The following is a 19095-nucleotide window of genomic DNA, read 5'->3' as shown; positions in this document are numbered from 1 at the left end:
GTTTACGCCGCACCTCCGCTACTAACGTGTTCTGCGTTATGGTCCGTAGTCAGTTGCACGAGTAGTGCCTCTGCCAGCTCAGCGATGGTGGGCGTTGCAAAGAAAGAAGCCAGTGGGTGGCGGATGAAGATCTTGTCTTCTATGCGTGTGAGTACCTGCATGGCTTTAAGTGAGTTGCCACCTAGTTCAAAAAAGTTGCTCATGACACCGGCAACATTTACTTCAAGAACAGCTTCCCAAATTTCTTTCAGCAGTTGTTCCATGGCATTTGCTGGCTCCCGTTGTTCCTCCTGAATCCGTACTGCGAGGCTTAACGGCGTGCCCTGAAGAGCCTTGCGATCCAGTTTGCCGTTAGCTGTTAGCGGAAACTCGTTCAGCATGAAGATCACTTTGGGCTGTATCTGTAAGGGCAGCTGTACTAATAGCCAGTTACGAAGTTTCCGGATATCCAGACTGCTATCATGTGCAACAAGGAAGGCCCCGAGTATTTCCTTTCCCTTTTCGCCTACGGCACTGACAACGGCGCGCCGGATGGCAGGATGTCGATTAAGCACTTTTTCCACTTCTGCGGGGTCCAGCCTGTAGCCGTTGATGTTCAGCTGAAAGTCTTTACGTCCAATGATTTCAATGAGTCCTTCAGGCCTATAGCAGCCCATGTCACCCGTCCGGTATAGACGTTCTCCGGTGCGTGGATGGATTACGAAGTTTCTTGCGTCCAGAGTCGGATCTGTGTTGCTGCTCATGCACAGCGGTGTACCGCCGCAATACATTTCTCCTTCTACCCAGTCTGGCGTATCCTGAAGTGCCGGGGTCAGGATATGGTAGCTGCTGTTGGCAATGGGCTTGCCGTATGGGATGGTGTCCCAGTTAGCAGGCTTGCTCGTTACCTCGTTCATGATGTTCCATACTGTGGTCTCTGTGGGGCCGCCGATAGAAATGAGCCGTGCATGTGGGGCCACTTTCGCAAGTCGTCGGGTAATTCCCGGATCAAGCCAGTCTCCGCCCAATATAGCCAGCCGAAGATTGGCAAGTGGAGATCTGCCGGCCCAATGTGCCAATAAGTGTTCCATAAACATGGGTACGCTGTTCCAGAGCGTTATCTTTTCGTTTCGTAAAAGAGTCTCCCAGTGTGCTGCATCCAAAGCTTTATCGTTATCCATGCAAACGAGCTTTGCTCCGGCGGATGTGGCTCCGAAAATGTCAAAGACTGACAGATCATGATGCAGAGCCGTCACAGCCAGAATGGTATCCGACTCGTTGATGTTGAAGCGGCTGTTGGTGTAGGTCACGAGATTGAGCAATGCCTTGTGCCCTACAGTTACGCCCTTGGGCACGCCCGTGGATCCGGAAGTGAAAATTATGTAGGCTGGTTCATCCAGCTTAGGGCCGGGCGGTAGCCCTAGCCCTGCATTTTTTTTAAGGAACTGATCCACCGGAACGAACGGGGTCGTACTTGAGCCGCCTGCTTTTAAATAGCCGCATTCGGTTATGACCATGTGTGGCCGGCTTGTTTCCAGAATTTGTTGCAGTCTTGTGGCAGTGGTCCCCGTGTCCAGCGGAAGGTATGCCAGCCCTGCAGCATGGATGCCCAGAACGCAGGCTATCTGTTTCCAGCCGCGGTTAAGCATCACGCCCACCGCCGGGGTAGGGCCGGGGGCGGCATGAGTCTTTCCTTTTTCCATAGCCTGTACGATGTGTGAACCGATGGTGTGAGCGTACTGCAGCAACTCACTGAGTGATATGCGCTCATTACCGCTGACCACGGCGGTTTTTTCCGGGTATTCTGCAGCTTTTGCTGCAAAAAGATCAAAGACCGTTGTATCTGGTAGTTCCAGATGAATGTTGTTCAGGCTGTCTCGACGTTTCAACTGATTCAGAGGAGCGCGGGCCGGACGTTCGCACGACCAGACTTCCTCATCATCGGCAAACCGCTCCAGCAGGCGGATATATTCGTTGAACATGTCCTGAATAAGACCTTCCGGGTATGTTTCTGCCTGAGTGTCCCAGTTGATCCTCAGCTTGTCGTTTAGCAGAAAATACTGGCAGTCGAGCTGAACCTGCGGTGTTTCGCCCTTGGTGGAGAGTACTTCACCGAAGGATTCGATGGCCTGTTCCAAGGTTTTGCCCGTCGTGCGTCTGTCAGGCATGGCCGTAAAGACCACCGGCATGGCTTGTATTTCCAACGCGCCTTTTTCGCGAGTGCGCTCGCGCAGAAGGCGCAGTCCAGAGACATTGCTGTGTTCCAGATCCGTCCACATGCGTTGTTGCAGTTTTTTTGCCCGGTCTAGAAAGGTCACCCCAGATGCCAGATTGACTTCCAACAACGTGAATGACGCAAATTCTCCCACAATATTAGACACATCAGGATGCCAGTCTAGATTTCGGTTGAAGCGGGGAAAATTGAGGGTGAAGTGCTCCATGCCGCTCCAAAGGCCGAGAACTTCGCTATAGACCGCACCCATGAAAGAGGTCAGGGACAACCCGTGTTTTGCGCATCCTTTTTGGATGGCGGCAGTTGTTTCAGCCGTGAGGGTGTGTGTCAGGGTGGTAAAGCCTTGCGATCCGGTTTTTTTGGCGTAAGCACTCTTTGCAGGAGGACGTGGCAGTGATGGTGGTGGCGGCATGGTTGCCAGCTTGTTGCGCCAGTAGTTCAGGTCGTTTTGATATACTTCGCCTTTTTCAAATTCCTGCAGTGCGAGCACATAGTCCCGAAAGCGTAGTTCCAAAGGAGGTAGGTCTGCATCAGGATTTTGATATAAGGCGGCAAGATCTTCGAAGATGATCTGGAAGCTTCGCCCGTCAAAGCACCACATGTCCCATTTAAAATGCAGTCGGCCTTCGGTTTTTCCAGATGTTGCAGAAAAACGGAACTGGCTTTGGGGCCATTGCTTCAGGTCTGATACGGTTTCCTGCATTTCCAATGCGATAGCTTGCAGGCGTTGGCTTTGTTCGTCTGACCCGAGAGCCGTTAAATCTTCAAAAAAAATCTTTTGTTCGGGGACTGTTTCCAGCACCCGTTGCTGCCCGTCACCGTGGATGACAACGCGTAACATGTCGTGTCGCTGGATCAAGCGGTTAATAGCCTGATTGAAGCGTGTCCGGTTAAAGTTGCAGCAATGAAACTCCATGTACATCTGCATGCCGGTGCCGCCCTGAAGTTCGTTACTTCTGCCTATCCAGTATGCCTGTTGCAAGTCGGTAAGCGGAAATGGATCGTACCTGCAGGCGGAGTCGGGTGTCAGATAGTGCCCTTCTTTTTTTCGGTTCAGAGCGTTATCAAGTTGTTTTCTGGAAAATGTAAATTTTCTGGTCATGGCTTCCTCATGGCTTAACTATGCGTGATAGCATGCGTAATTATGATGCTGAGAAGGGTGCGGAGGCGTCCTTATCTTGTTGTCTCAATTGGAATTCCACATGCATTTCCAACGCTCGCAGGGTGCGCATGTTGCTAAATTCGGAAAGGGAAATAGTAATTCCCATTATGTTTTTAATGGTCGTTAAAATACGGATAGCAGCTATGGAGGTGCCCCCAAGAGCGAAGAAGTCGTCGTCCTCGCTCAGGCCGTCAATGCCTAAGATTGATGTCCAGATAGCTGCAAGCGTTTCCAGCAGGCTCATATCTTCTTTGTTTTCAAGCTCCACGGCAGTCTGAGGGGCTGGTGTACAGGCCTTGTTGTCGGAATAGCCGGCTTTTGCCATGTCCAGCCAATGGTGCTCTTTGGCAAACGGATACAGCGGCAGCGACAATCTGGGACCGCTGGGAGTGGTCGGAACTGGAGTGATTCCACGTTTGTAAAGCTCGATGAGGCACAGGGCTATAGCCTGACTGTCTGTATGTACCTGTCGCGTGGGGTCATCTAACAGCGGCAGCCATGTGAAGGGGGTGTCCAGTGTTGCCAGTGTTTGCAAGGCGGGCGATTCGAGAACAGGGCGCGGGCCGATTTCAATAAAGACGTTTTCACCCTCCTTTGCGGCATGCACAAGCCCCTGACTGAAAAGCACCGGATTGAGGGTATGGTCCAGCCAGTACTGAGAAGAGGTGAGCAACTTCGCTTCAGGTTTGCCCGTAACATTGGAGATAAGTGGAATTTTTGGGAGGTGAAACCGTGTCTTCTCCAGCTCGCTGGAGAAAGCGGTAATCATGGGTTGCATGAGCGGGGAGTGAAATGCATGAGAAACATCAAGTCTGGTGCAACGGATGGCTTTGTTTGTCAGTACCGTCCGAAGCTTTTTAATCATATCACATGATCCGGAAACCACGGTCTGTTCCGGGGCATTACAGGCCGCAATCGTCAGAAAAGGCTCGTTTGGAGCTGACGGTACTCCTTGCAGGTAGGGGAGTAGTGCATCACGACCGGCTGCTACGGCAAGCATGTCACCACCGGGTAATGCCGCCATAAGTTGTCCCCGGGCGCATGTCAGCCGTACGGCGTCTTCAAGTGAAAATACGCCGGCTACGCAGGCCGCAGTGTATTCACCAAGGCTGTGCCCCATTACTGCATTGGGTTTGATTCCTTTAGCCTTGAGTGTTTCACACAAGGCGTACCCGATAGAAAACAAAACGGGCTGTATGACGTGGGTGTGCTTCAGTTTTTCTTTTGTCACATCAGGACAAAGGGCCTGACGCACTAAATTTTCTCCGGCATACTTTTCTATCAGCTGGCCGCATCTATCCAAGGTTGTTCGAAAGTCTGCATCCTTGTCGTGTAGTTCGTTAACCATACCGGGGTATTGGGAGCCCTGCCCGGAGAAGACAGCCACAAGATTCTTAGCAGTTTTGCTGACAGGCTTTAAGGGAAGAGCCGATGTAGCTTTTTTTAAGGACTCAGCAAGTTGTTTTGCTGTGTTGCCCCATGCTCCGGTTCTCCAAGATAGGTGCTTTCTGCTGTTCAGGCTTTGGGTGGAAATATCGCGGAGAACAGCGCCAGCATTCGCTTGCAGGTAGTCGGACCACTTTCGGCACAAGCTATCCAGAGAGTCGCGACTGGCTGCACTGAGGTAAATGCAATGGTTACCGGAAGTATGATGTTTCCGTTGGGTTGTTATTTCCGCAGGCCACTCTTCCACCACCGCATGGCAGTTGGTTCCGCCGAAGCCAAAAGAACTGACTGCTGCAATTCTTGGGGATTCGCTATGCCACGGTGTGGTTTGCGTAAAGATGCGAAATGCGCTTTTGTCCAGAAACAGATCAGGGTTCGGTGTGTTATAGTTAATCTGGGGCGTAAATATGGCGTTTTTCAGGGTCAAGATGACCTTTATTAAGGAAAGCATGCCAGCTGCGGCACCCAGATGGCCATAATTGGCTTTAACAGAACCTAGCACACAGGGAGTGGATCGGTTTTTTTCGCCAAATACAGATTGCAGGGCTATAAATTCGATGGGATCACCTAAAGACGTGCCCGTTCCGTGAGCCTCCACGTATTGAATTTCGCTGCTGCAGATGCCGGCTACACTGTAGGCTGTGCGAATGACAGCCTTTTGCCCTTTGATGCTCGGGCTGGAGTAGCCGGGGCGGGCTGCACCATCGTTGTTTACTCCGCAGCCCCGAATGACAGCTTGAATGGAATCTCCATCTGCAATGGCGTCTCCTAGTCGTTTGAGAAGAATTGCCCCGACGCCTTCGCCGCTTATGGTTCCGCAAGCTTTGGCATCGAATGGACGGCAATGCCCTGTGGGGGAAAGGATACTTTGCGGTTCGGCAATATAGCCCCAGTTCCGTGGCGAACTGACACTACCGGCTACGGCCAGTGCCATATCGCAGCTGTGATCCAGCAAGTTCTGGCAGGCTGTGGCCACTACCACAAGGCCGGTGGAGCAGGCTGTCTGTACGTTGAGGCTTGGACCGTTCAGTCCGAGCTTGTAGGAGATCCAGGTACTCAAAAAGTCCTGACCGTTGAGCAAGGCGGGCTGGAGATAGTTGAGGCATTGATTGTCGCTAAAATCGGGCTGTACATTGCAAGGCCAGTAAAGGCTGAACTGTGCTCCGGCATAGACTGCAGCCAGCCCGCACTCCGGTCTGGGGGCATAACCAGCATTTTCAAAGGCATGCCATGATGTTTCAAGCATAAGCCTCAACTGAGGATCCATCGTGCGCGCTTCTGCAGGAGTGTACCCGAAGAATGTTGCATCGAAATAACCAACATCCTCCATTTGTGCGGTCATCGGCACGAAGTTGGGATGCTCCCTTATGTGTGACGGGCATCCTGCTTGGTCAAGAATCTTTGGGCTTAGAGGGCGAACCACCTCCACACCGTTTTTCAGATTAGTCCATAACTGGTCGAGAGCGTCGGCCTGACTGAAGCGACCGGCCATGCCTACCACGGCCACGGCATTCATATATTTTTCTTTTTCCCATTTGTTATCGGCTGACATGAGTATTCTCCGTCTCAATCGGGGTTGGGGTCTGGTTAATTACTGGTGCGGTTTTTGCGTTTGAGACGTGCCGTTCGTTGGGCCGCTGCCCGCGCGTCAGCCAAGTTGTTAATGTCGGAATACTGTGTTGCTTCGTGCTTCGTGGCAGATTGTTGGCCGATGGCAAGAGCCATTTCACGCACACTTGCATGCTGAAAAATGCCCGTGCTTCCAATATCTACCCCGAAGACCTGCTCCACTTTGGTCCGCAGCCTGGGAAGAAGAACCGAGCTGCCGCCCAGTTCAAAAAAGTTTGCCTCCACGTCTACATGCTCAAGGCTCAGCACTTCTTTCCACACAGCAGCCATGCGCTGTTCATAAGCCGAGGCCGAGGCGGCTTCGTGGGTGGATGTATAGTCAGTTTTTTTATGCACCAGCTCGGCAGGTAGCATCGGACATTGAGGATGCCGCAGCGGATACGTCGGAACAAAACTGCTGACGTTGGAGCAATTGATTACCTGAGCGGGGACAACCGCTGAATGCACGTCTCCGCTTATGGCTGGACTAGTGCGGTCAACGCCTACCATTGCCGCAGATATTCCGGCCTGAAGAACTCCCAGCATGCTGATGAAGCAGTTACGCGGCGTGATGGAAAGAAAGCCTCGTTTGGCAAGGAAGCGGCTTTGCATTGCACTGCTCTGGGAAGTGGTGTTTGTGGTGAGTAAAGCCCAGCTCAGGGTGCATCCCGCATCAGAACGCCGGGCGGCCTTGTTGTGGATGAAGGATTCCTTAAGCGCGCTGCATGCGGCATAGACGCCGAAGTCACGTTCGCCCCAATGGGCAAAAACTGTGGAGAAGTTGATGATAGGCCCGTTGCCTTGATGGCTATTGAAAACGGACTCGAGATTTTGCAGGTTTTGCAGGGTCGCGGTGGTTGCCTTGCAGAAGGCTTTGAAGTCTATGTTTTGGATCTGGTGGGAACTGGTGTCTGCTGCCAGATGCAGAATGCCGCCCGGAACACTACCGAAAATCCGGCAGCCCAGAGCAAAAGCGTTGTTCAGCGCTGTGTAATTGCTCAGGTCGGCTTGTACATAAACCACCCGACTAGCATGTGCCCCACGGGTGAGGGCTTTAAGTTTATGTTCTGCTTCGCCTCTGGATTTGCGACCGATGATCAGTAGGCGCGCTTTTGTAGAGGCAAGAATATGAGGAAGCAGGGCGGAACCAACGGAACCCAACCCGCCCGTGCATACGCAGAATTTGTCACTTCGGAACGGCATTTCCCATCCTGCATGGGCCGGAGCTGATGCAAACTTTATGGGAGCGAGATCCGGAACAAACCGCTGACCGTTACGTAGCGCCACGGTGGTGCGGGGTGTGGGCTCGCAGAGTTCCGTCGTAATCATTTCGGATTCCATCGCCAGATCCGCGCCTTGGGAGTCCACAAGCAACACTCTGTGATTATTGTTTTGACGCTTGTGCGCGTTAAGCAGGCCCGTCACAAGAGCTGCGCCAGGGGAGCATGAATGCTGCCTCTCCACTGCCTGGCCGTTTACAGTGATAGCGCAGATCATATCAGGTTCCGGAAGATCTTTGCCGGCAAGGTGTTTAATAAGGGTGAAAAGTGGGGAAAGGGCTTTTTCCTGCCATTTTACAAATCTGTCCGGCGGGCATGATTCTGTATCGTTCGCTTCGGGGAGCAGGCAAACAATGCCTGTTTTATTTCCTTCAACCCGACTGATCAGCAGGCTGATCCAGAGTTCTGCACTGCCGTTTTCATGCCTGTTATTGCAATCCATAACCGCCTGCACCACCTGTGCACCTCGGGTTTCCAATGCCTGTTGCAGCGGAGAGCGCAGACCCGTTTCGGGACCCACCAGAAAAATGGTCCATTTGTCCAGAGTGTGGAGCGGATTGTGATTCAGCTGTTCAGGTATCCAGCGCTTGGCTGCAAACCAGTCTGGCATTGTTCTTTCGTTGGCCAGAAGCATATCAACTGCGCGGATGGCGTTGGCAAATTCACCTTCAAGAAAGCGTTTAATAAGTGAGGCGCGTTGGATTTTTCCCAGACTGGATTTGGGTATCTCATGAGTGGGGACAGGAATGATATGTTTGGGAACGACTCCAAACCCTTGGGAAATGGTGCTCTGAATACGGCTGACCAGCTCGGCTTTTGCTTCGGCCGTGTGCAGATCGGTAGAGAAAAACAACACCACCTCTTCCACCTTTGTTTCGGCATCACGGCATCCTAGAGCGGCGGTAAAACCGGGGATAACGCCAGGAAGAGCCTCTACTGCGCCTTCGACTTCTACTTGGGATATATTCTGGCCGCGAATAATCAGGATTTCCTTTTCCCGTCCATAGAGGATGAGTTTATCGTCGCAGATAAGGGCCAGATCGCCGGTGCTAAACCAGCCGTCATCCGTGAAGTCTTTGGCGTTGGCTTTCGGGTTGTTATAGTACTCTTTGATGACTGCCGGGCCGGATACCTGCAAAGAGCCTATTTCTCCTTGTGGCACCACCTTTCCTTTGGCATTGACTATGCGCATGGACATGCCGGGTACAGGCGCTCCGGCATCTACTATGCTGGCAAAAACCTGCCCTGATCCTGCAGCCCAGGGGCGTGCTATAGTGTAGAAAGATGAAGTTTCGGACATGCCCCATGCATTGGCTAGAACACCCTTGTTCATGCCAAAGGGCATTAGAGCTTCTTCCAAACGCTTAAATGTTGCTTCGCGGGTTGGCTCTCCTCCAGAAAAGACGTGGGAAAGGCTGGAGAGATCCCACTTGCCGGAGGAGTTACTTAAGGCAGTTACGGAACTGTGTAGCTGGCGCCACAGAAACTCTGGAGCCCATGTTCTGGTGATTTTGTGTTCGGTTATCAGGTCAAGAATTCGGGTGGTGTCTGCCAGAATGTATTGCACCGGGCAGAGCACCAGACGAGCCTTGCGCAAGATACCTAAGAAACAATGGGCAAAGAGCGATGCTACGTGATCCAGAGAAGTCATGGACAGCAGCGTTTCGCTTTCCAGTGGTCCGAGCCACTGGGATTTGCCGATGAGCATCGAGGCGATATTTTGAGCCATGAGCGGGACGGCCTTGGGCTTGCCAGTGCTGCCCGACGTGAAAGCCATATAGATGAGTTCGTCTGGAGCCGCCGGAGTTACTTCAGCTTGCTCACCGTTGCCTGCCAGTTCTTCAACATACAAGGCCTGAGCAGTGCTTTCTGGTAACTTTTGGTTTCGTCTAGTGACCACAGTTGGAAAATCCAAAGACTCCAGAATGTACCCAAAACGTTGTAGAACCGGCTCTGGGTTTTGCCCTTCAACTGGAGGAAGGAATATGGTCAGGCAGTATCCGCCGAGCAGCGAGGCCCAGAACAGAGGGAGTATGTCGATCTGCTCCGGGCAGTAGCAAACAAGCTTGTCGCCATGTAGCATGCCATTGGATTGCAGCCCGTGCAGTAGACTCTTGGCTCTGTCCATCAGCTCCTTGCCGGTAAGAGAGGTCCGCTTTCCTTTGTGATTGATGAAAATAAACTCTGTATACGCTGCCTCTTCAATGGTTTTTACAAATGAGAATGTCAGGGGACTACGATCTGGATTGCCCCCGTATACCTGAGATATTTTACCAAAATCCTGAGTCGTTTCGGGTACGGGCATCTCCATGCCCATGGCTGTGTATTGCTTCTCGATGGGGCAATACTTCCCCGGCTTGGTCACATCTGAATGATGCAATACGGGCAAAGAGCGCTGGTTAGGACCTATCTGAGCATCGGCAGGTGCTTTTAATGCTGTTTTTGATAGTACAGGTAGTCGTGATAGGGTGGTAAAATCGGGTTTTCCCGCCTCAGTGAGCGGAATGGCAGAAATCTTTACCCAGTGAGCCAGAGAGACCCCATCGCTTTCATAGACAGGTTCCGTATCATCTTCGCTTGCATACCAGACGACCAATAATTCAGTTTTCAGATTTGTGGGAGCATACTCGGGCCCTGGAGAGGGAAGCATCCCAAGCACCAGATCCACCCCCCCTGACTGGATTGAAATTGAGCGTGCCAGTCTATCAAGGTCAATGCATTGGCCTTCAATCCATGCCGTACGGTTTTCGGGGGTAGGTAGAGGAAACATCGCCTCTCTCTGTCCTTTGCTCCAACCACGCAGGGAAGGCAAAAGCTCTATAAGGTCAGCTGGGTGTGTATTTTTGAATGGTTTGCTGAATGTAGCCGGAACGTAGCGTTCGTCGCCGCGTAGCGTTTCTGTGTTCGCGAGGTCGATGGTAATATGTTGGTTATTGTCGCTGGGATGTTCCAGCAGTAACGAGGCAATGGCTCCGCTTTGCTGGAGCTGTTTCAGGTTGTGGGCATGGCAGAGAGTGTTCAGAAAGCAAATGCGTACGTCTTTTAGCTTTCCGTTCTCCAAAGCCTCTTGAATGTCCAGAGGATGGAGTGTGGTGATGATGAGAGTGGATTCAGAAATTTTTTCCGGAAGTTCTTCAACCCAGTGGCATGCTGCCTGTTTGTTTTCGGCCAACGCGATAAGACGCCGGACCAGCGGCGAGTCTTTGGTTTTCAGAAAAAAGACTGAATCGGCAGCGTTCATGCTTGGCATGACTGCTTCATCGTAACGAGGTGCTTTTGCAGGTTCCATGATCGGAACCAGTTCCAATTCTGCCGGGGTTGTAGCCAAATTCCCGGGCAAGGCCTGACATATGCAACGGAACAGTGCGACGAAGGATTCCATGTTTTCTGCCTTGAAGAGGGCTGTGTCGTACTCGACCATACCTCCTAGACCACCATGGACGTCCCATAGAAGTAGAGACAAGTCATACTTGGCGCTGGCGATGGGCAGGGGGTGGGGGGTAATCGGCAGTCCGGAAAGGTTCAGGCTGTTGTAGGAAAAAAAGATTTGACTCAGAGCCTGCCAGCTTTGTACCCGCGGCTGTGATTCTAGCAGACGGGCATAGGGTAATTCCTGATTGGCAAGACTTTCAAGCAGGCAGCGCCGCCCGCAATCGACAGCGGTGGCAATGGTGTGCCCGGGATTGAGTTTGCAGTGGAGCAACACTTTGTTGGCAAAACATCCAACCAGAGCTTCCAGCTCGGTTCTGGTCTGCCTGTTTGCAGCAGGCACAGAAACTACAGGTTCGAGCTCATTTCCGAATCGGTACATGGCAATGCGAAAGCATGTATGCAGAATCATGAACAGGCTGGATCCGGTGGCTTGGGCAGCTTTTCCCAGCGCTAAAACTTCCTGCTGCTGCAATGCAAAAGGAATCTGGCGAGTGTTTTCTTTCCTTTTTTCCGGGCGAGTATAGTCCGTGGGTAGGGAATGTAGTGAGGGCATCGTTTGTATTTTGTTGTGCCAAAAGTCGGATTGTTTTCTTTCCAGTTTAGGCATGGTCGTGTCGAGCATCCAGCGTACATAGTCCTGATGCTGAAAGGGCAGAGGTGTCAGCGTCGGCTGATTCATGTCATCTTGCTGTAGCAGGACGAACATTTCTTGCAGAAGAATTCCGACAGACCAGCCGTCTGCCACAATATGATGGACGCCTACAATGAGGGTCTGTTTTTCTGGTCCTTGCACCAGCCCCACACGTATGGGGAGTTCCTCTGCCAGATTATATCCCGTGTTTTGGAACTGCCGGGCCATGTTCTGCATGGCGTGGGCATGCTTTTCCACCGAGGGAGCGTCTATGACTTGCAGCTCAAGGCAGGATGATGGCGCGGTTGTTTGTTCTGGAATGCCGGAAGAGTTTAGTCGGATGCGTGTACGCAGCGCGTGATGCCGCTTGACAAGAATGTTCCATGCTTCTTCCAGCCGGACAGGAGATACTGACTTTTCCATGTCGAAGGCTCCCACCAGATTAAGCATGGAATGGTCAGGGCGATCGCTTATTTGGGAAGCCCACAGGAACTCCTGATAAGGAGAAAGAGGAGCTGTATTGCTCATAGAATGCACCCTAGGCATAGGAAATTTGGAAGTGTTGTCCAGAAGTTCAAGCAGCTGGTCTCTGGTGGTCTTGATGGCGTTGCGGAGGGAGGCACTCATGGCACCCGTTGGAGAGTCAGCCTTGATGCTGCCATTTGATGCGGAAAGGATGATACCTTTTTCCCGGCATTGTTTTAAAACGTCGAGAGCTGTCATTTTAGAATTCCTCCACTTCGCGGCATTGTTTTTCAGCGTGTTGCTGCTCATGTGTATTGAATGCGAGAAGATCAATGGTAGAGGCCATGTCTTTTAGCACGGGCCGTTCGAATATCTGGTTTGTTTTGAAGGGAATGTTGAATTGTTCGCGGATGCGGGCGGCCAGTCGGGTTGCAAGCAGGGAGTGTCCGCCAGATGCAAAGAAGTCTGCGTTGGCAGAGGTAGGGGCTTTTCCCAGCAGATTTTCCCACAAAAGAGCCAGACGTTGGCCGATTTCATCCCGGATTGGTTCGGTGCTGTTTTGTGGTGGCTGCTCGGAGAGTTTTTGCAAGGCGTTGATATCCACCTTGCCGCTTGCTGTCAGGGGGATTACCTCCACGTTCAGGAAGAAAGAAGGAATCATTGCCGGCGGCAGACCCGGAAGCAAGAGGGTTCTCAAATCTTCGGGTGAGAGCTTCTTTCCCTGTGCTGGTACTATCGCGCAGGCCAGACGCGTGTCGTTTGTTTGACCTATACCGAAAACGACAGCATCACGTACTGGTGCTAGCAGCTTCAAAGCCTTTTCGGTTTCAGCAGGTTCCACACGTTGCCCTCTGATTTTGAGTTGCCTGTCGATCCTGCCGAGGTAGAGTAATTCTCCGTCACGAGTCCACATACCCACATCTCCTGTGGCAAAGCAGGTTTTACCATCCTGTATAAAAAATCCGTTGTCTTTCGGGTTTAGATAGCCGAGGGCCGTAGATGCTCCACTGATGCAAATTTCACCTGGGATGCCATGAGGAAGCTCCCGGCGTTGATTGTCCAAAATCGTGACGGCGGTGTTGGCGATGGGCTTGCCGATTGGTATTGCCTCTTCTGCCTCCGGGCTGACCACATGCCATGTGGCGTCGGCTGTAACTTCTGTGGAGCCATACAGATTGTACAGGGTAACATGAGGCAAAACTGTATAGCAGCGCCTTGCCAGCTCTCCGGATAGTTGCTCGCCGCTGGCCGTCAAATGGCGCAGGGTGGAAAGGTCCTGCGGATTGCGCTCCTGAATATCAAGTAAGGCCGCCAGCAGCGTCGGTACTAATGTCAGCCGGGTGACGCCTTTTCGCGCAATAGTCTTTAGCAAGGTTTCAGGATCTGCAGCTTCGTTGGAGGTGCAGATGTATAGATCCCCGCCGCTGAGCAGGGGGCCGAGATATTCGCACAGGCTATCCACAAAGGAGAATGAAGCCTTAGCGCACCATAATTCACCATGCTCTTTGGGGACGGCCTGCCACAACCATTGGATGCGATTAAGCAAGTTGGCATGGGATAGGAGTACTCCCTTTGGGGTGCCCGAAGAGCCTGATGTGAAGTAGAGGCAGGCCACTGTATCGGCACAATTTTGTACAAGCTCGAATGTCCCGGAGGATTTTGCTGTGAAGAGTGTGTCTATACGGATACTTTCCAGACTCAGAATTTGAAACTCATGGCCGTTCCAGATGGATGCATACCTATCCTCTGTCACAATTAGTCGTGTACGCGCAGTTTGTGCATGGTGGTACAGACGTGTTTGTGGGAGCTTGATGTCTAGTGGTAGAAAGGCTGCACTGCATCCCCAGCAAGCCAGCATGGCGATGACGGTATCTATACCCGGGGAAAGATGAATACCTACGAAGTCGCCCTGTTTAACTCCATTTTGCTTAAGAATGCGCATTAACCCCTGTACGCATTTAAAAAGCTCTTTGTATGTAGGGCAAGAATCGCCCAGAAGTGACTGTCCGCATATCGGGCGTTGTTCCGGAACGTTGGCGGTTAACTTAAGAAATGGTGCAAGAAGGTCGGTTTTGCACTTGAACTCTTGGCTGGTGTTATTCCACCTGGACTGGAGGAGTCTGTCCTGCGGAGTCATGAGTTGCAGAGCAGCAAGTTCGCAATGATGGTTCTGTGCTGCTTGTTCAGCTATAAAGCAGAACCTACCCAACAGATCATCGATGCTCTGTATGCTGAAACGACTGTTATTGAAGGTGGCGTTAAGCAAAAGTGAACTGTCATTTTGTTGCAACAAAGACACTTCTAGGTCTAGGGCTGTGCCGTGCTGCCTGCCAGAAAGGGGTTGCAGCTGCATTCCTCCGCCTTCATATGTTTGAGACGGGGAGTTGTCTTGACTGAAAGCGATAGTGAACAGCGGGTGTTCTTCTGCATTTCTGCAAGGCGCCAGCTCCTGTACCAGAATATCAAAGGGGATTGTTGCTTTTTCCTGAGCGCGTGCAATCGTTTTTCCGTTTGCTTTTAGTGTGTCATAAATGGTGGTTGCTGTGTCGTATTCAAGATTCAGAGGCACCGGATTGACCAGCATGCCTAGCATAGTGTCCAGTCCGGGCATAGTTCGAGTGGATGCATATGTCCCAATCTGAACTTCTTTTGAGTTAGTGTGACGGGCTAAAGTAAGCCCGAATAAGGTGCAAAGAGCTGAAAAGACGGTCACTTCGGCTTTGGCGGCAAGCTTTGTTAAAGAGCTGACCATGTATTGAGAAAGTTTCAACGTTACATTACCATAGGTCGGCAACGCGCTTCTTGAGAGCTGATTTTTATCAGGCCAGAATGTTGTGTTCGTTTTTGTGGCTGAAAACTCTTTCTTTGAAGCTTCGATGCTGACCTGTATTGCCCGGATTGTTTCTTCTTCTTGCTCCCAAAAAGCGAGATCAGCTTGAGTGAAGTGTGCTCTGGTCAATTTTTTTGCTTCGAGTGCATTTTTGAGGTCGGCCAAGAATATGCCCATTGACCACCCATCAAAGACTGCATGGTGAAAGGCCAGTAGAAGACGGGCTTCGCTATCATTGAGCAACACAAGAGAAGCCCGGCCCATAGGTGCATCTTCCATGCTGATGGGCCTGAGGGCATTGCTCTGGCACAGGCCTTCAAGAATAACTTGAGCCTTATGGGGAGCTTCTAGACGAAGGTCTTCCACCGCTAATTGAATTTTTGCATTCGTGACAATTTCCTGAAGCAGTACGTCTCCTTTCAATAACAAACGTGTTTGCAGTGCTTCATGGTGAGAAACTACTGTTTCAAGAGCGTGTTGCAGTTTTTTAATCGAGACGTTCCCTGTGACCTTGAGGGTGAAGTGCAGTACGTGGTGAGCATGATTTCTGGGGTTCTGGTTTTCGAACCAGAGCCGATGCTGTGCTCTTGTTGCCGGAGTGTGGGTGGATGAGTTGTACCGCTTAATGGCAGGCAGTCGGCAAACTGTGTCAGAGTTTTGCCTGTGGTCATCCATGACGCGGGCCAGACTGTTGATCGTCGGGTTGGAAAAAATGGTGGACACATGCAGCCCTGGATAGTCTTCGGCCAACAACATAGTGTAGAGACGGACTGCGCTTATTGAATCTCCGCCCAGTTCAAAAAAGTTCTGATCAATATGCAGAGATGCTTGTCCGAGAACTTCCTTCCATACTGCGGCTACGTGTTTTTGAGTCGCTGTTTTAGGCTCTGCTCCGCTTGTTTCGTGCCGGATGTTCCATTTAGCTATGGTATTCCTGTCAATTTTATTATTCTTGTTAAGCGGAAATTGTTCTGCAATGCCGATGAATCGAGGACGCATGTGGCGGGGCAGCAGTTTTTCGAGGTAAGTTTTGAGTTCCTCCTCACGTGGGATGGTTTCGCCAGGGATGCAGGTGCACCACATACCGATGAATCCACTACCGCCTGCGCCACTATAGATAGATGCAACCACCTGGTTTATTAAAGGATGGCGGGCTAGGGTCGCTTCAATTTCACCCAATTCGATACGATACCCGTTGAGGTTTACCTGATGGTCTCGGCGGCCGATGAATTCGATATTTCCTTGTGAGGTAAGCCTACCCAGATCACCAGTGCGGAACATTGGGACACAAGTTTCAGGATGCATGATATAGGCTTTGCAGGTTTTCTCTTCATCATTCAGATACCCTGCAGTGATGCCTTCTCCGGAGCAGAACAGTTCTCCGGCTACCAGTTCTGGGCAGTCCTGCATGTGGCAGTCCCATACATGGTACGTAACGTTCTGGATGGGACGTCCGTACGGAATGCTTTTCCAGCTAGGGTCATATTTTTTAATAGGGTAGAGAATATTCCAGCCTGTAGTCTCGGTAGGGCCGCCACTGGATATCACTGTGCATTCAGGCGCATAGGCTTTTAGGCGCGGTGGTGTACTTGCTGGAATCCAGTCCCCTCCTAGGATGGAGTAACGAAGGTTCGGAAGTTGACCAACTCCGGTGTTGGAGTCCAGATAGTCTAGCAACATGGTCATCATGGCAGGAACTGTGTTCCAGACAGTTATATCTTTTTCCTTCAGGTATATAGCCCAGTATGCTGGGTCACGCAGATGATCCGGGTCAGGAAATACAGTATGCATTCCAGCTAGTATGCCACCTACAATGTCAAAGAGCGCCAGATCGTGATGGAAAGGAGAAAGCGAAAGTACAGCGTCCCCGAAGCCTAGCCCGAAGCGTTTCAAGGTGTGCTGCGCCATGTTAAGGATGCCGCGTATAGGCACCATGACTCCCTTTGGAGTACCTGTTGAGCCGGACGTGTAAATGACGCAGTAAAGGGACGGGTCAAGAGGGTGCTCATTGAGTGGAAAGTCCTTTGTGCTTATCTGCTCGTTCTGGCGGGCGGCCATGTTCAGAGCGAGACCGTCAATTTCACCGGGCTGTATTTGTGTTGCTCCGTCTGTGAGTAAAAGGCGTGCCCCGCTGTTTTGCAAAATGAACATGGCCCGTGCTTGTGGCAGATTGTAATCCATAGGAATGAGGACTCCGCCTAAGCTGTGCACAGCCATAGAAGCAATTGATTGCAGGCGCCCTTTACGCAAGGCCAGAGCCACCGGAGTTCCTTGTGTGACCCCCAGTCGGGCCAGGCTCTTCTGCCAGAAAAGCACTTCCTCTTTGAATTGTTTCCAGCTCAGCGAACCGTCTCTGTCTGTAAGGGCGTTAGCATCGGGAGAGTGTCTGGCGTGATGTTTTAAATGCTCCCAAGGTAGGGTCGGATCAATGGGCACCTTTTCACCGGTCAATGTTCTCCTGCGAGACTGCTCCTCAAACGGAAGCGGGATCGGTGATATGCTTTCCCAGGAGTCAGTGGCGCCTGCCAGATTGCGGACGAGATCCACATAGGCTGTAAACATTTTATCAGGCAGGCCGTTGGGGAACATGGACTCATCTACGTCCCAGAACAGGAATAGTTGGTCGTCTACAACCGCGTACTGACTGTCAATCCAGACTTGAGGTGTCTGAGTCAGGGTACGCTTGACACGCCCGAGTTGCTCCAGAGAACTGACCCACGACCCAGCTTCACCAGTTTCTGTTTCTGGCTCGCTGGTAAAAACGTATGGCACCAATGTGCCGGGCGTTAGCCCCAGAACCTTGCGCCATTCCCGCAATACTTTGACGCCTGAGACAAGGCCATGCTTGAGATCTTCCAGTACCTGCTGCTGGACGGCACGGGCATGTTCCTTAAACGGAAGCGGTTTTCTGCGATTAACTTCCATAAGGGAAAAGCTGGCAAATTCACCGGCAATGTCGTTGATACGCGAGTGCACGGGAAGGCGGTTCCAGCGGGGAACATTGATGGTGAAATGTTTTTCTTCTGCCCATCTGGACAGAGTTTCTGCATAACAGGCCAACAGCAAACTGGCTAGAGTCAACTCTCTTTTCCGGGCTTCTTCGCGAAGCGATTTCCACTGTTCAGATGATAGTTGTGCTGATTTGCGCGAAAAATTAGGTTGTTGTCTGCTGCGGGCTTCTGCTGTGGGTAGTTTGGGAGCCAAAGGAAGACTCTTGATACGTTCTTTCCAATATTCCCATGATTTTTGGTACTGTGGTAAAGTGCGGATTGTTTCCAGATGAAGAACGTAGTCCCGAAAGTTGACTTCCGGAAGGTCTTCTAATTCTTTACCTTTGTAAATCGCGGCCAGATCGTTGAACAATATCTGGAGACTGCGTCCATCCAACGCCCAGCAATCAACACTTCCCATGAGCAGGGCGTCATTGCCATGTTGAAATACCGCAAAAGAGAACTGAGGCCATTCGGCCAGATTATAGCATTGATGGGCAAGCCTCTGGCGCGAGTACTCCAGCTGCTGGTTCCATTTGTCGTAGTCGCCGGTGAAAAGTTTATGCTCCTGTATTGTGAAGGTTGGAGAGCACTCCTGTATCACTTGGGTACCGTCGCCAAGCACCACAGCCCTTAGCATGTCGTGTCGTCTGACAACCTCTTGCCATGCCGTGGTAAAACGATGCAGATCGAAATTAGCAATCTGCACCTCAAAGAATACATGAATACCCACACTTCCAGAGTCCTGTTCACTGCCTCTTCCTAACCAGTAAGCCTCCTGATTTTCGGTAAGGGGAAAAGGGAGGTGGCGTGCCTCTGGATTCGCTCTAAGGGGGGGGAATTCTTCTTCCGGGGCCATGCGGGACAAAAGACTAAGCAGTCTGGGTTTGGCTTTTGTGATACGCTTCCGAAGTTCGGGCGTCAGGGCACCAGGTTTAGCTTTGCAGACGAGACCTTCTTCCTCTGCGCGCAAGGTAATTCCCCGCTGCTTTAACTCCTGAAGAAAAGATAGATCATTGTGAATATGTGCGGTGCTCAT

The 19095-nt window shown here is 51.5% G+C and carries 3 protein-coding genes and 2 pseudogenes; all 5 read right to left on the bottom strand.

Going from position 1 to position 19095, the window contains the following annotated elements; all coding sequences use genetic code 11:
• Positions 1-2: 2 nt before the first annotated feature.
• Positions 3-3314 (bottom strand): non-ribosomal peptide synthetase, encoded by a 3312-nt coding sequence (locus ACK5LI_RS05530; protein WP_416947026.1) that lies wholly within the window; start codon positions 3312-3314, stop codon positions 3-5.
• 40 nt (positions 3315-3354) lie between these two features.
• Complete coding sequence (locus tag ACK5LI_RS05525; RefSeq protein ID WP_416947024.1) at positions 3355-6372, bottom strand: beta-ketoacyl synthase N-terminal-like domain-containing protein; 3018 nt, start codon at positions 6370-6372, stop codon at positions 3355-3357.
• A gap of 35 nt (positions 6373-6407) precedes the next feature.
• Entirely contained in the window at positions 6408-12494 is a 6087-nt protein-coding gene (locus tag ACK5LI_RS05520; RefSeq protein ID WP_416947022.1) for a condensation domain-containing protein, read from the bottom strand.
• 1 nt (position 12495) lies between these two features.
• Positions 12496-14154 (bottom strand): annotated as a pseudogene (locus ACK5LI_RS05515) (non-ribosomal peptide synthetase); the annotation flags it as partial.
• Between the two features lie 219 nt (positions 14155-14373).
• Positions 14374-19095 (bottom strand): annotated as a pseudogene (locus tag ACK5LI_RS05510) (amino acid adenylation domain-containing protein); the annotation flags it as partial.

The sequence above is a fragment of the Oleidesulfovibrio sp. genome, from assembly GCF_047973035.1.
GTDB lineage: Bacteria > Desulfobacterota > Desulfovibrionia > Desulfovibrionales > Desulfovibrionaceae > Oleidesulfovibrio.
This window is presented reverse-complemented; position numbering and strand designations above follow the sequence as displayed.

Coding starts and splice junctions, on each gene's coding strand:
- ACK5LI_RS05530 (WP_416947026.1), bottom strand. CDS start 3,314: ATGACCAGAAAATTTACATTTTCCAGAAAACAACTTGATAACGCTCTG.
- ACK5LI_RS05525 (WP_416947024.1), bottom strand. CDS start 6,372: ATGTCAGCCGATAACAAATGGGAAAAAGAAAAATATATGAATGCCGTG.
- ACK5LI_RS05520 (WP_416947022.1), bottom strand. CDS start 12,494: ATGACAGCTCTCGACGTTTTAAAACAATGCCGGGAAAAAGGTATCATC.